At 45.5% G+C, this 15,359-nt stretch carries 12 protein-coding genes; 9 read left to right on the plus strand and 3 right to left on the minus strand.

The features are described 5' to 3' along the window. Positions 1 to 40 precede the first annotated feature (40 nt). Both A3CY_RS0119045 and A3CY_RS21695 read left to right on the plus strand, forming a co-directional pair. A complete protein-coding gene (locus A3CY_RS0119045) occupies positions 41 to 1,357 on the plus strand; it encodes a hypothetical protein (protein WP_018339549.1) in 1,317 nt (438 codons plus the stop codon). A 232-nt stretch (positions 1,358 to 1,589) separates the two neighbouring features. Next, the gene (locus A3CY_RS21695) at positions 1,590 to 2,267 is read left to right on the plus strand and encodes a hypothetical protein (RefSeq protein ID WP_155828495.1); all 678 of its coding nucleotides are present in this window, start codon (positions 1,590 to 1,592) and stop codon (positions 2,265 to 2,267) included. On the opposite strand, the gene A3CY_RS0119055 is transcribed toward A3CY_RS21695, so the two are convergent. From A3CY_RS0119055 to lon, 3 genes are all read right to left on the minus strand, one after another. Then, entirely contained in the window at positions 2,256 to 2,516 is a 261-nt protein-coding gene (locus tag A3CY_RS0119055; RefSeq protein WP_018339551.1) for a hypothetical protein, read from the minus strand. The two genes, A3CY_RS21695 and A3CY_RS0119055, sit on opposite strands and share 12 nt — an antisense overlap. Then, positions 2,491 to 2,751, minus strand: a complete 261-nt coding sequence (locus tag A3CY_RS0119060) for a DUF3791 domain-containing protein (RefSeq protein ID WP_026207883.1) — start codon at positions 2,749 to 2,751, stop codon at positions 2,491 to 2,493. Before A3CY_RS0119060 ends, A3CY_RS0119055 begins: the two co-directional genes overlap by 26 nt. A 91-nt stretch (positions 2,752 to 2,842) precedes the next feature. Beyond that, entirely contained in the window at positions 2,843 to 5,257 is a 2,415-nt protein-coding gene (gene lon / locus A3CY_RS0119065) for an endopeptidase La (RefSeq protein WP_018339553.1), read from the minus strand. Positions 5,258 to 5,444: 187 nt separating this feature from the next. On the opposite strand from lon, the gene A3CY_RS0119070 reads away from it, so the two are divergent. The 7 genes from A3CY_RS0119070 (at position 5,445) to A3CY_RS22350 (ending at position 15,352) form a co-directional block, all read left to right on the plus strand. Further along, positions 5,445 to 6,620 carry a GlmU family protein gene (locus tag A3CY_RS0119070; protein WP_026207884.1) on the plus strand — a complete coding sequence of 392 codons (1,176 nt, stop codon included), beginning with the start codon at positions 5,445 to 5,447 and terminating at the stop codon, positions 6,618 to 6,620. A 252-nt stretch (positions 6,621 to 6,872) separates the two neighbouring features. Further along, positions 6,873 to 7,445, plus strand: a complete 573-nt coding sequence (locus A3CY_RS0119075) for a sigma-70 family RNA polymerase sigma factor (protein ID WP_018339555.1) — start codon at positions 6,873 to 6,875, stop codon at positions 7,443 to 7,445. 81 nt (positions 7,446 to 7,526) lie between these two features. Further along, complete coding sequence (locus A3CY_RS0119080) at positions 7,527 to 8,714, plus strand: FecR family protein (RefSeq protein ID WP_169503709.1); 1,188 nt, start codon at positions 7,527 to 7,529, stop codon at positions 8,712 to 8,714. Between the two features lie 76 nt (positions 8,715 to 8,790). Beyond that, a complete protein-coding gene (locus tag A3CY_RS0119085) occupies positions 8,791 to 12,351 on the plus strand; it encodes a TonB-dependent receptor (RefSeq protein ID WP_026207885.1) in 3,561 nt (1,186 codons plus the stop codon). Between the two features lie 10 nt (positions 12,352 to 12,361). After that, positions 12,362 to 13,909: a RagB/SusD family nutrient uptake outer membrane protein gene (locus A3CY_RS0119090; RefSeq protein ID WP_018339558.1), complete on the plus strand. Its 1,548-nt coding sequence runs from the start codon at positions 12,362 to 12,364 to the stop codon at positions 13,907 to 13,909. Next, positions 13,897 to 14,538 carry a hypothetical protein gene (locus A3CY_RS0119095; RefSeq protein ID WP_026207886.1) on the plus strand — a complete coding sequence of 214 codons (642 nt, stop codon included), beginning with the start codon at positions 13,897 to 13,899 and terminating at the stop codon, positions 14,536 to 14,538. Before A3CY_RS0119090 ends, A3CY_RS0119095 begins: the two co-directional genes overlap by 13 nt. A gap of 10 nt (positions 14,539 to 14,548) precedes the next feature. Then, the gene (locus A3CY_RS22350; RefSeq protein ID WP_018339560.1) at positions 14,549 to 15,352 is read left to right on the plus strand and encodes a hypothetical protein; all 804 of its coding nucleotides are present in this window, start codon (positions 14,549 to 14,551) and stop codon (positions 15,350 to 15,352) included. The last annotated feature ends 7 nt before the right edge of the window (positions 15,353 to 15,359 follow it).

Here is a 15,359-nt window from a genome sequence, read left to right on the forward strand (position 1 = left end):
CAAATTCATTTTTTATCGTCATATTAATAATCATTTTTCTATGAATAGACTATTTTTATTTATCTTTTCTTTTGCTGTGTTCTATGCTTGCAGTAAGGATGATAATTCAACAGGTCGCTACTTGGAAAAAGCGACCGTGAAAGGAGCAACTGCCATTTACCAGAGCGGGGGGAGTGCCGGGCGGGCAACCACCGAGGAAGTTCGACGCTACATGACCATTGACGACAAGGGCACCGTTCGTCCCATCCGCTTCATCACCGAAAGCGGTGATACCGTGGATATGAATATCGAATGTGTCAGGGACTTGGATTCCCGCTATCTTTTGATGCAAGGGGGATTCCGGTTTAATAAAGATGTGTACTTCAAGTTTCTGTTCGTGAACAAGGAAACGGAAGCACTCTATGCTCTGAACTTTCGGGATGTTGGTTACATGGTTTCGGATAAACCCGCTTATTCTGACGACAACGGGAATATATACACGGAATTTGACGGTGAGCTTTACAAATTCAATGTTTCCGACCCGAACAACATCACCATGGAACAATACCTTCCGAGTGAACAATATAAATATGGGAATAATAATGGCGTGGATATAGCGGTAAGTAAAAACGGATTATTACTGTTTGGTGATTATGATTTCAGCAAAAAAATCAAATGTCCGGGAAGTCGTATTTATAAAATGGACGACTTTTTCCGCCAGGAATTGGGTGAAGGAAACGAGAATCGGTATCTTGATTTTAGAATATTTCCTGTAGAGAAAACGTTTTATGCCGTGGTGAGTTTCTCTAATTCGTCAGGGGTAGGGGGGAGTGAATATCAAAAATATTTGGTAGAATTAAATCTAATCGGCAACAACGAATTGACGTTGGCTGTTCTGCAAGAAGCCTATTTCGGGAAAGACGAAACAATAAATTTTATAGATAGGCTTGACTACAATCCCGTGCGGAAAACTTACGAGGGGGGTATTGGGGATCCGGCAGAGCGAAAAGATTTTATCTGGGATTACGATCCAAAAACAAATACATTGACCAAAACCGCTTACGTTCGACCTGTCAATAGTCCTGACGGTAGTTCAGCCCAATCCATTTGGTACCGCTCTTATGAAAAAGAAGGATGTTACGAGTCCTATCGCTTGGCGGATTACTCGAAAGGCTGCGAGGTCGACTTGAAAGCCCACGGCGTGGATGAAGTGTACGATGTCGTGTTCAATCCCTCGCGAGAAGGATTTACTTTCACCGGGTTCCGTTATTCCGACAGTAAGAATGTCATCGGCAAAGTCGAGGAGAATGGTGACGTCACCATCAATGAAGACACCAAATCTTCTTCCAAGATAACGACTCTTTTATTGCTGAATTAACGCAGTCTTCCCCGTCCGTTCCGGCTCTCAAGTATTGATTGCCTATTGATCAAGTATTGACTAACTATTGTATATGCAATTCATGGTCAATAGTTAGTCAATACCTAATCAATAGATAAGAGCCGGGATAGACGGGGAAGTGGTGGATAAAACAAGAATTATCATTATATTTGTTTCGCGAGCGGGGAGTAGGCGGAAAAGATTGTTGAATGGAATATTGAATGCTGGAAAAATGACAATGTTGCAGAAGGTATTAAAGGAAGTGGATAGCATCACGGAGAGTAACGCTGACGAGGTTTTCGGGAGTATTGCGAAACAACTTTTTCGAGGTTTTTGTATCGACCAGGGGGGCGTGAAATATCGTTTCCTCGAGATAGAATTTTATTACTTCAGTCCGGTTCATAAAGATCTTTTGGAGTCTTGTGAGCGTCCTTTCGTTTATGCTCGAAATAGCGAGAAGACAGGTACATTTTTAGTGCATTCTAGTGGTTTAGATATTTGTTTCGAGGGAGAAGTGAAAGCTGACGGGGTAGATTCGCGAGGAGGAGGTATATTGATTCGTTCTTTGCTTCGGATTGACAAGAATGATCAGAGTGCTGTGGTTACCGGTCCTTGGGATTGTATGGATGCCTTGATAAATTACACGAACGGGGAGAATTTCCCGAGAATTGTAGCATTGGAGAATATCAATGATAACGTGAGTTGCCGGAGCGCACGGCGCTATAATGATAAAAGCACGTTGAAGGAGAATAGATATTGTTTTTATGATGGACAGTATGTTGATGAAGAGAGGAATTATTGGGTTCTTGATAACCAAAAACTTGAACGGTACGACCCGGTAACGAGGGGGACGAAGCCGGAATATCACGAGAAGCCGTGGAAACGAAAGGACAAGTCATTAAGAATGTAGTGTTTTCTCCCCGTATTCTCGTATGAATTCATCCGCGATATAGAGATTCCCGTACAGGTAAAGCCCGGTATCTTTGTCATGCAGGTCGGCGCAGGTTTTGCTCTCGTAGAATAATTGTAATGCCCTGACTGGGGTGATTTCCAAACGTTTTGATAGTTCGGCGGATATGATACCGATGCGGCTACTTAATATCATTTCTTGAATTTCCGGTGACTTTGCCGGGTCATTCTGCAGGTTCGGTTCTTTCATTTTTACCCTCCCATGTCGTTAAACATTCTACCATATTATCAGTCACGTGCTCCCGGCTTTCTGTGCGGAGTGTATCATAGTAGGGGAGAATATAATTTTCAATCATATTCACGTGTTTCATACGGGCAAATACTTCTTGGTAAGGAATTCCAAGTCTGCGGGCAACTCCTTCGATACAAGAAGCGACGAATGATAGCATCAGTTCGGTATGCGATAATTCTATTAAATTTTTCATTGAATATGTGTTTGCACTAACAAAAATACAAAAAATCTCGTGTGTTTGGTAATTCACACGAGATTCTTTAGGAAGAACTGTCGGGGCAATTTTAGATCAAGGCTATTTCCAACACTTCCCGAATGTGGTCGACGAAGTGGAATTTTATGCCTTTGACGTATTCTTTCTTGATTTCGTCGATGTCTTTTTTATTCTCGCGGCAGAGAATGATCTCTTTGATTCCGGCTCGTTTGGCGGCAAGAATCTTTTCTCGGATGCCGCCCACGGGGAGGACTTTACCGCGGAGAGTGATTTCTCCGGTCATGGCGAGGGCTTTTTTCACTTTCCGCCCGGTTAGCGATGAGGCTAACGAGGTAACCATCGTGATACCTGCTGACGGTCCGTCTTTGGGGACGGCTCCCGCGGGAACGTGAATGTGAATATTGTGTTCCTCTATTGCCGTGGGGCTAATGCCCAGTTCTTCGGCGTGCGATTTGATGTATTCCAGTGCCAGCGTGGCGGATTCTTTCATGACGTCACCGAGGCTTCCGGTCATGGTCAGTATCCCTTTTCCTTTGCTGGTGCTCGATTCCACGTATAGGATTTCCCCGCCGACGGCTGTCCATGCCAAGCCTGTAACGACACCCGGGAGTTCATTCCCCTGGTACTCTTCTCTCGTGAAGATAGGAGTGCCGAGGTATTCTTCCACGGTTTTCTGTGTCGGTTGTATCGTGAAGTTCGGGTCGAGGGCGACGTTCTTCGCCACTTGGCGCATGATTTTTGCAAGTGTCTTGTCTAGTCCGCGAACACCGGATTCACGGGTGTATTTGTCGATGATATAATTTAATACGTCATCCGAGAACGTGATTTGTTCTGCTTTCAACCCGTGGTTTGCCAATTGCTTCGGGATCAGGTGGCGCTTGGCGATCTCTATCTTTTCTTCCATGAGGTAACCGCTCACCTCGATCATCTCCATACGATCCCTTAGCGGGGGAGCGATCGTGGAAATATCGTTTGCCGTGGCGATGAACATGACTTTTGACAAATCGTAGTCGATGTCCAGGTAGTTGTCATGGAAAGCCGTGTTCTGTTCCGGGTCAAGTACTTCCAGTAGCGCGGACTGTGGGTCGCCTCTGAAATCCTGTCCTACCTTATCGATTTCGTCCAGAATGAATACCGGGTTTGAGGTTCCGGCTTTTTTGATGCTCTGGATAATCCGACCGGGCATGGCTCCGATGTAAGTACGGCGATGTCCGCGGATCTCGGACTCGTCATGCAAACCTCCCAAAGACATACGTACAAATTCCCGGTTCAGTGCACGTGCCACGGATTTACCGAGTGAGGTTTTTCCTACTCCCGGTGGTCCGTACAGGCAGAGGATCGGGGATTTCATATCTCCTTTCAGTTTCAACACGGCAAGGTATTCAAGGATACGTTCTTTCACTTTGTCCAGCCCGTAATGGTCGGCATCCAGTATCTCGGATGCTTTTTTCAGATCGAAGTTGTCCTCCGAGTAATGTTCCCATGGCAGTTCCGTCAATTCCTTCACGTAGTTGAATTGCACGGAGTAGTCCGGTGTCGACGGGTTTTGGCGTTTTAGTTTTTGAAGTTCCTTCTGGAAGATTTCCTCCACTTTCTGTGACCATTTTTTCTTAGAGGCAGCCTCTTCCAGTTCTTGCAAGTCCTCATCTACCGGGTTGGTTCCCAATTCGTTCTGGATGGTCTTCATCTGTTGGTGAAGAAGGTATTCCCGTTGTTGTTTGTCAAGGTCTACTTTGACTTTCTTCTGGATATCTTCTTTTAATTCCAACACTTTCACTTGTTTGCCTAGCAAGCCCAGCAATTTGCCCGCGCGTTCTTTCAGGCTGTCGATCTCGAGTAATTCTTGTTTGTCCCTGTAATCGATCTCTGTATTCGACGATATGAAGTTGACCAGAAACAACATGCTCTCGATATTTTTCAGCGCGAAGCCTGCCTCGTTGGGGATATTGCTCGAGAACTTCACGATCTTCATAGCCATATCCTTTAGTGCTTCGGCTATGGCGTTGTATTCCTGGTCGTCGGCACTGATTTTCTCTTCTTCTTTCACGATAATTTTACCCACGTGATAGGGTTCGTCATACAAGATGTCGTCCAAGTGGAAACGTTTTTTCCCTTGTATGATAGCCGTGGTTGTTCCGTCGGGCATTTCCAGTAACCTCAACACGGAGGCAACCGTACCGGTCGAGTAAAGATCGGCTTGTTGCGGGTTTTCCGTGAGAATGTCCTTTTGCGCGATAACACCAATCAGGGCGCTTTGCTTGTACGCGAAGCGAACCAGTTTCAGGGATTTTTCCCTGCCGATATTAATCGGAATGATTACTCCCGGGAACAATACCGTGTTCCGAAGCGGTAAAATTGGCAGAGTGTCAGGAATATTACTGTGGTCGTTCAACATCTCTTTCTCGTCGCCCAGTATAGTTAAATAGTCCTGATTTTCCCCGGATATCGTATCTTGTAAAAAATCTTTCAAATCTATGTCGCTCATTATAATTTATTTATCTAATTATAGTTGTTTCCCCGTGTGATGATTATTTTTCAGGAAGCCCGTTGATTAGCCTTGAATCGAGGACTGTCATTTTGACAAAAAAGGCCCTGAAAATAAATCTTTACTTAATAGGGCAATTCCTATGCCAAAGATTTTTTCTATTTTTGCACTCAAATATAAAACACAAATGAAAATAATTTTGTTCGACGATAAAAGTTGGGGGACGTTAAGACCCCTTACTTTGACCCGTCCGGTATCTGAGTTAAGGGTAGGCATTCTCACTATTCGGGAGAAGTGGGAAAAGCGGTTAGGGAATAAGGTTGCATTCCTGACCAAAGACTATCTTCAAGAAAAATACCCGTTGTCTGTGGAAGATGATAATTTGCTGATCAACGCGTCCGTGTGTCCGAACCAACAGTTGTTGGGGGAGATCGAAGGTCTACAGCCGGGGGAAATGTTATTACAGGGCGATTGTGTGATCGCTTCGCGAGTCGATAAGCAGGGTGTGGCAGCCTTTGATCCTGCGGTATTACCAAATTTAGTACGGAAAGAATTCACGGGCGATTTCGTTCGTGTGGTCTATCCTTATCACGTGTTTTCGTTAAACGGGCAGGAGTTGGAAGTTGACTTCAAGTTGCTAACCGAAGGACGAAAGAGCGCACCGCTGGATAGTCACGTGCGGGTGTACGGGAAATATCCCGTCTTTGTGGAGGAAGGTGCGGTTGTGCGTGCGGCGGTGATAAACACGGAAGGCGGTCCGGTGTATATCGGGAAGGATGCTGAAATCATGGAAGGGGTCCTCGTGAGAGGTCCTTTGGCGATGTGCGAGCATTCCGTGTTGACCATGGGAGCGAAGGTGTACGGTGCCACGACTCTTGGTCCATACTGCAAGTGCGGGGGTGAAGTGAACAACGTGGTGATGATCGCTTATTCCAACAAAGCGCATGACGGTTTCCTGGGAAATTCCGTGTTGGGAGAATGGTGCAATATCGGAGCCGGGACAAACAACTCGAACCTGAAGAACACTTACGTGGAAGTGAAGCTGTGGGATTATGACACGAGGCATTTCCGGAAGACCGGGCTTCAGTTCTGTGGTTTGATATTGGGCGACCATGCCAAATTGGGTATTTCCACGATGATTAATACCGGAACCGTGATAGGTGTGGGTGCCAATGTTTTCGGGGCTGAATTTCCTCGTAATTTCATACCCTCCTTCGCGTGGGGTGGGGCTTGCGGTTTTACTGAACATAAGATGCCACAGTTTATCGCGACAGCCGAGGCTGTGATGAAGCGCCGGAATAAGGTATTCGATGACGTGGATCGCCGGATTATCGAGCACGTCTTTGCCGACCCGGAGAGATGAATTCCCGCTCTTTGTTTCCTCGATACTCTACCGTATAAACAAAGCATTGGCGAAACATGAACGGAGCATCAACGCTCGTTTGCGTTCATGTTTCGTTCATGTTATGTTCATGGGGGCGGGAAGTGATAGCTTAACCCCAGACCTGGGGTAGACGGCGTGTGATTGTCGGTAATTTGCGTCAATAGGTGGAATTTACCCGGGAAAATTTTGGAGATTTGCAAATAGAGAGTATTTTTACCTCCTCAAAATAATATGCAGATGATCGTGGAGGGAGAGAATTTGTACATAAATGCTTTGCAGCGTTATGATGATGTCGCTATCAAGTTGATGTTCGAACAGTATTACACTCCGCTTGTATTGTTCGCGAAAGGTTACGTGATTGATTTGGACGCGAGCAAGGATATCGTACAGGAAGTTTTCACGGCTTTGATCGAGGCGAAGGAGAAGTTTGTTTCGATAGATAATTTGAAGGCTTATTTGTACCAGGCTACTAAAAATCGTTGTTTAAAATACTTGCGACACGAGGAAGTGAAGAAAAAGTATGCCGAGGACGTGAAGTTGGAGGGGGAAGAGTATTATTTAGATAAAATTCTGGAGGAAGAGGTGTATCATCATTTGATGAAAGCGATTTTTGATCTTCCGGAGCAATATCGTAAAGTGTTTTTGTTGGTGTTAGAGAATAAAAGTAACCAGGAAATAGCCGATATCCTTTCGCTTCAACTGGAAACAGTGAAATCTTACAAGAAAGCCGGCAAGAAGATGCTTTATGAACGTTTGAAATATGTTGTACCGTCCGTGGGATTGATCTTTTTATTGTATATCTGATTATTTTTATAAAAAATGTTGGTTTTGATACCCCCTTTTTTTAACAATGGGGGTCATAGTTTGTGTAATGATAGAACTGACATGGAAAAAGAAAAGGATATATTTCGGTTGGCAAATATAATTGCCCGTTCTTTGGAGGGAACGTTAAGCGTTGAGGAACAGCAAGAACTAGATGATTGGCTGACTGCTTCGGATATTAATCGCAAAAAGTATGAGGGTTTTAGTGCATTAGGGGTGTTGAAGAAAAAGAGTGCGGAATATTTGCAAGTGGATTGGCAGGCAGATTGTAAAATGTTTATGGCTTCTCGGGCAAGGTTGCAAAGGCGTCGGAGAATGCAACGATTTTCACGGTACGCGGCTGTGTTTGTGTTGGTACTTGGGGTTGCGTTAGGGGTGTATGTCGGGGTGGGATACGAAACGGGCGAGCGTCCGGTGGTGCAAGCGAGTGTCCCCGTGTCGAAGAATGCTATTTTGACATTGGCGGGGGGCGAACGGGTGGTGTTGTCCGATAGTAATTCCGGTGTTTTAAAAAGGCAGGGGGATACGCGTGTGACCGTGGAAGGAAATAATATATCCTACACGAATAATGGTGGCACAAGTGGAAAGAAGGAGAAAAAATTGTTGTTTAATACACTTCGGATTCCGAGAGGGGGAGAGTATTTTGTTACTTTGTCTGATGGGTCGACAGTTTGGTTGAACGCGGAAACGGAGATTCGTTATCCGGTAGAATTTGTTGGGAACGAGAGGATCGTGTACGTGGAGGGTGAGGCTTATTTTGACGTGAAGAAGGATGAGAGTAAACCTTTTATCGTTAGGTCCGGGCTGACGGACGTAAGGGTGATGGGGACCTCGTTTAATTTCAGGTCTTACCCCGACGAGAGCGGAGTTTCGACAACGCTCGAGAGTGGTGCTGTGATTATGGTTTCCAGAGATTCAAAGCAGGAAATTCGTTTGGAACCCGGGGAGCAGGGAACCCTGGATAAAGAGTCGGGGCGTTTGTCAAAGCATACCGTGGATACATATTTGTATTCCGCGTGGAAGGATGGACGTTTTGTTTTTTTAGATACCCGGTTGGAAGATTTATTCCATGTTTTGGCTCGTTGGTATGATTTGCAAGTGTTCTACGTTCACCCGGGTGCAAAGGATATTCGTTTCACGGGGGATTTGAACAAGAGTGAGGATTTCAGGGCGATACTTAAGATTATCGAGAATAATGAACGGGTGGAATTTGACGTGAACGAGCGGACTGTGTCTATTCGATTACGATAAAATTAGACCTCCGGTGCGCCAACACCAAAGGTCTAGGAATTGTTATTAAGTTTTTATTTTAAAACAGTACAAATGTATGAAAAAAACAATTGAAAATTGCCATCATCATGGTAGATGGCGAAAAGAATGGAAAGTTATGAAGTTATTTTTTATCTTAACCTTTATAGGTGTGATGCAGGTGTCAGCCCATACTTATTCGCAAACGGTTAGATTGAACCTGACGTGTTCCGAGGCTTCTTTGAGGAGCGTGATGAACGATATTCGAGCTCAATCGGAGTATAGCTTTTTCTTTGATGATGCCGCTGTGGAGAAGATCGGGAATATTTCCTTGAATCTGAAGGATGCCACGATAGAAGAAGTCTTGGAAGCTTGTTTAAAAGGTACGGGATTCGGGTATCGGATTTTGGACAAGACCATTATCCTTTTTCGGGAACAGGTGAAGAAGGATGATGAGAAGAAGACGTACCTTATCAAAGGAAAGGTTGTCGACCACGAGAATCAGCCTTTGCCGGGTGTAACTGTCTTGTTGGATAGCACTCGGATAGGAACGGTGACGGATACTGCCGGACGTTTTGTCTTGCCTTTGCCCAAGGAAAAAGGGTATTTGGTATTTTCTTTTGTCGGGTTCAAGTCGCAGAGAGTGGCTTACACGGATGGAAAGCCGGTGGCTGTGAAAATGCAGGAGGATATTTCCGGTTTGGACGAGGTGCAAGTGATCGCTTATGGTTCACAGAGAAAGAGGAATGTCATTAGCGCTATCTCTTCGGTGAAAGGGGAGGATTTGCAAGAGATGCCGACGCATAGCTTGGAGAATTTGCTTCAAGGACACATGGCGGGAGTCGAGATTAACAACATTTCCGGTTCTCCCGGTGGCGGCGGTACGGTGGTTGCCATTCGTGGTTACAATTCTTTGTTCACGGAAGGTGAGGGGCAAGAGCGGTCGTACGGTACGCCGTTGTACGTGGTGGATGGAATCCCGATGCAGTCGTTCACCTCACCGGTGACGGGAGCCAACACGTTGTCGAATTTGGATCCCTCGATGATCGAGTCGGTTGAGGTGTTGAAGGATGCGGCATCGGCGGCTATTTACGGTTCGCGTGCCGGTAACGGTGTGATTTTGATTACCACGAAGAAGGGACAGGCGGGAAAAGCCCGTTTCACGGCAAATGTTTCTTATTCGGCTTCCTGGTTGCCCGTGGCACCGAAGCAGGTGGGAGGACGTTATGAGCGGATGTATCATTTGAATGCTTTGATCAACACGGTAGCTCCTTATAAGACGGAGAGCGGTGAATGGAAGTTGCCCGAGTCTTACGAGGAAGTGTATAATAATCGTTATGATAACGGTCCCATGTATGATTGGTTCTGGGGTGGGGCAAACGGGCCTCAAAATGCACTGATCTTGCAAGATAGTTTGAATCCCTACTTTAATAATTCGACGAATTGGTACAGAAAGAATTACCAGACGGCAAAGGTGATTAACGCTAACCTTCAGGCTTCGGGAGGAGCGGGAAATACGCGTTACATGGTGGGTGCCGGGTATTATGACGAGGAGGGTATCATGCCGAACACGGGATTCAAGCGTTTTACTGTTTTGTCCAATTTGTCCGCGCAGCCTGCAAAGCGTTTGCGGTTGGATTCCCAGTTGGGGCTCGCGTATAGCGACCGTAGCCGGGGAAGTAACGCGGGAGCGTCAGCAAGTAAGTTTGAAGAGATTACCTCGGATCCCTCGGAAACTCCTACGTTGTTGCCCGGTAGCGGGGCTTTCGGGGAAGCGATGTTGAAGAATTTGAACCAGACTTCCGAGAAGAACCAAAGTTATTCGTTGCGTTACAACATGGTGTTTGATTACGAGTTAATGCGTGATTTGCATTTGAAAGTGTCGGCGGGGGTCGATTATAACCAGCAGAACCAGAATGTGTTTAAACCGAGCACGTTGGATCCGAACACGAATGCGGCTTATCGTTTCTCTACCTCGGAAGGGACTATCGCCCGTGATTTGTCAATATTGAACGAGAATTTATTGTCTTATAGTTTCAATTATTTGGAGAAGCATAATTTTGACGTCATGTTGGGGTTGTCTTTCCAGAAAGACCAGAGTTACTCGAATGGTGGCGGTGGAACCAATGGCCCGAATGATAAGATCCAGTATGTCGGTGACGGTTGGGGCGGATCGAATGGTCTTAATCAAGTGGCCCCGGGGGACGGTTTGGACTCTTATGCTTCTGCGTTTAAATACTCGTCGGGGTTTTCGGAAGAGCGGATGTGTAGTTATTTTGGGCGTTTGACGTATAATTTCAGGGATAAATATATGCTTGAAGCGACGGTTCGTCGGGATGGTTCTTCTGTTTTCGGGGAAAATGTGCGTTGGGCGACATTCCCTTCGGTTGCCGTGGGGTGGATTTTCACGGATGAGCCTTTCATGAAACGTTTTTACTGGTTGAGTTTCGGTAAGATCCGTGCCAGTTGGGGAACTTCCGGTCAGAAGTTCGGGCAACGTTATTTGGCACAAGGTTTGTTCTCTGCCAGCGGGATGTTCTTGGGTAACTCGGGGATGGCTCCGGATAAGAATGGCGGTGTGATTAACCGGAGATTGAGTTGGGAGGAGACCGACCAGTATGACGTGGGATTGGATCTGAGTTTCTTGGATTACCGATTGAAGATGAATATCGATTATTATTACAGATACACGACGGGACATTTGAGCAAGTGGGATTTGCCGGGAGATGTTTATTATCATACATTCCAGTGGCAGAACGCTATGGCTATCTCCAATCAGGGGTTAGAAATCGAGTTGGAAGCGGATATTTTGCGAGAAACCGCGGTGAAGTGGAGAATGAAGTTTAATTTTTCGAGGAACTGGAACCGTTTCGAGAAGAGTTCGGACGGGTATGATTATGGTAGCCAAGTGATCGGTAAGCCGTTGAACCAGATTCTTGCGTACAAGACTTCCGGGTTCTATGATAGTATGGATGAAGTGCCTTTTATTTATAACGCTCAAGGAGAGAAGCAACCTTTGTGGTCGGGCGTGAACACGCATGCCGTGTTTTTCCCGGGTGCCCGCCGGATCGAGGATTTGAACGGAGATGGGAAAATAAATGAAAACGACAGATATTATGCAGCGAGTCCGCTTCCGAAAGGACATGGTGGTTTCATTAATGAAATCCGTTGGAAGAATTTCGATTTGAATATTCTGTTCAATTACTCGATAGGTCGTCATGCGGTGGCTGTTTATGATGATTTTAGTTTGTCCCCGAGGGAGGAGAGTAGTCCGTTGTTCGTGGCTCTTAAAGATTTGAATGCGACATGGACAGGAAATGGTGCGAAAGCCTCTTATCCTAAAGCTCAGAAATACGAGTATTTGTATAACCAGTACGTGGGGATATATGACGAGGATATTGAAACGGTGCATTTCGTGCGCTTGAAACAATTGACTTTGGGATATAATTTAGGAGAATCAATTTGTAAAAAGGTGGGATTGAGTGGTATCCGGGCATTCGTGACGGCGGAGAATTTGTTCCTGTTGTCGAATTATTCAGGTATTGATCCCGAGTTGATAGACATTACTTCCGGGACGGATAATTTACGTTCTTATCCTTTGCCGCGGAAATTTACGATCGGATTGACTGTTAATTTTTAAAATGTAGAGCATGAAAAAGATATTGATACTTTTTTTATTTATTCCCTTGTTCGCTTGTGACGATTGGTTGGAGGTGGAGCCGGAGGATTCGGTGACATTCGTGAATTATTTCAAGAGCGAGAGTGAGTTGGAGGCTTTGTACAATGTGGTGCAAAGTAAAATGAAATATATTTGTTTCGGTAAACAACCTTATTTTTATTCTTCCATCGATGCGGATGATGTGCAGGCTGATGTGGACGGGTATCGTAAGTTGGATGTGAGCAAGTACACGGGTACGTCGAACACGCAGAGCTGGACAACCTATTATGACGTGATTTATTTGGCGAACGTGATGATCGAGAATGCGCATCGTTTCGAGAATGTGTCGGAGGAGCGGGCGGCTTTTTGGTTAGGGCAGATGCACTTTGCCAAGGCGTTGGCTTATTTCCGGGTGGCACAGATCTGGGGGGATGCTCCTATCACGAAGAATTCGGAATCTATCGAGCCTATAGGGAAGAGTCCCGCGTTGGAGGTGTTGCAGGAGGCGCTTCGGGAAGCCCAGTCGGCGTTGAATTTACCCACGCATGATAAGTTAGTTGGTACTTCGGGAGCAGCAATCACCACGAAACAGTGTGCCAGTTTAGGAACCGTGAATACGTTGTTGGCTAATATTTGCGCTTGGATGGGCGGTTTGACGGGTGAACGGCAGTATTGGGTAGATGCGGAAAAATATGCTTCAGAGGTGTTGGACGGGAAAGCCGGAGTTTACGAGTTGGAGAGTATGACCGGTTTGATCGAGAATGTGCTTGGGAAAAATCGGAAAAGTGATGAGATTATTTACGCTATTTCGAATAACGCATTGGATTATGACCGGAATTTCCAGTCGTTTAGTAAAGAAGCCCCGGGGCATTTTTTAATCTCTTATCCTTATCTCACGCAAGATAGAAGTGAAATTGCCAGTATGGTGAATAATAGTAATAATACCTATACCCGAATCAGGGTGAGTACGGTGGAAAGGATTTACCCGGAGGAAAATGATTTGAGAAGACAGGAATTCTGGTACGAGTTGGGAACATTAACTTATTCTACTTCTAATGGAGAAGAGGTGACCCCTTTTGCCCATATCGCGAAGTGGCGTGATATGATCAGACAAATGAAAGAGGATATTGCGGGTATGCCTGTTATTTTGGCTGATTGCGACTGGGTGTTCTGGAGATTGGCGGATTTGATTTTGTTGCGTGCCGAGTGTCGTGCGCGGTTGGATATGACGGACGAGGCTGTCAGCGATTTGAACCGCGTGCGGGAACGTGCCGGATTGAGTGAATATGCGGGCAGCACGAGCAAGGAGGATTTGCGTAAAGAGATTTTCTTGGAAAGACGTCGGGAGTTGTTCGGAGAGGGACAGTATTATTTCGATATTGTTCGGAACGGGTATTTCCGGGAGTTCTTGTTGGGAGGTTTCCAGACGCTTACCGACGAGGATGTGAAGAATGGCGCTCTTTACACGAAAGTGCATTCCAATGCTTTTAACAAGAATACGTTAATGACTCAAAATATTTATTGGCAATGGCAAGAATAATGAATAATATATTGAAAGCGGCGATTTGTGTCGCGATGGTAGGATTGGCTTCTTGTACCAAGTGGAATTACGAGGACGGGGGCATTTCGAACGGGGTGCATGATTGTTCTTTATGGGAATATCTGCACACGCAATCGAGGGATTGGGATTCCACGATCGTGATGATTGAGCGTGCGGGATTGAGAGAGTTGTTCGAGGGAAAAGGTGAACACGAGCAAATTACCTTCTTGGGGTTGACGAACTATTCGATCCGTACTTATTTGTTGGATATGGGATATAAGCAGGTGAACAGTCTGTATTGGGATGAATGTTACGCTATTTTAAGTAAGTTGATTATCACGGAGCGGATCATGGTGGTAGATGTGCCTCGCGGAAGTTGGGATAGCGAAACGGGAGAGGTGACGGGCGGTAAGGAGTATCCCTTGTTGGATGGTTCTACCGTGAGATTGTGGACGACGCAAGAGCCTTACATGGATATGAATACCAGTGACGTGGGTATCGTGCGATTGAATTTCAAGTTGGAGGATACGAATTTATCGCGGGCATTGATATTCTCTTCGGATATTCAGACGAACAATGGTGTCGTGCAAGCGCTGGGATATGATTTTAACGTGTCGGATATATATTAAATAGAAAGTGATGAAGAAATTATTGTATATACTCTTGTTATGGGGATGTAGTTTTTTGCATGCCTGTGACGATGTGACTGTCGGGTATTTGGATAGTGCCCATGCCGGGTACGCGATAAATACTTTGGAGATTGTGCGTTTTTCAAATTTGACCCAAGAGATCGAGGGATTGCAAACAACATTGGAAGCTTTGCATGCCCACGAGGAGTTGTCCGGGTTGATGGGCGAATTGGAAACATCGAATGCTAAATTGAAAGAGTTGGATGCCAAGGGGGAAGAAATGCAGGCTCAGATAGATGCGCTCATGGAGAAAATTGATATTGAATCCGGAGCGTTAAATCCAGATGAAGATAAGATAGCCGAATTGTACGCGGAGGCGGAGGAGTTGGCGTTGCTTTGGGAGGAAGAGTTTTTGCCCCAGAAATATGATTTGGAAGATGAGGTTTATGCTTTGACGGATCAAATCATAGAAATCTGTGCAGAGATGGGAGAGGATGACCCGTTTACGATAGAAGAGCAGATTGGGCAATTACAAAATCAAGTGGAGAAGAATACCCCGTGGACGACCTCGACGATCGGTCAGATCTTGGGAACGGAACCTATGCGTTATTACTTGGAAAGCGTGCGTAGTGACCAAGGTGAGAAGGCTGCCGAGGATTTTGCTTCTCATGTGCAAGTAGTCGGTGGAGGGCGTATTTACGTGGATATGAAGATGGATTCTCCGGCGGGTAAATATTTTATTTCCTTGCGGGTGGAGAATGAAGGACATTCTGTGGTGTTGCCTGATGTGTTCACGTTTATTGTAAAAGATTAAATTCAAA

This window comes from Butyricimonas synergistica DSM 23225 (assembly GCF_000379665.1).
Taxonomy (GTDB): Bacteria; Bacteroidota; Bacteroidia; order Bacteroidales; family Marinifilaceae; genus Butyricimonas; species Butyricimonas synergistica.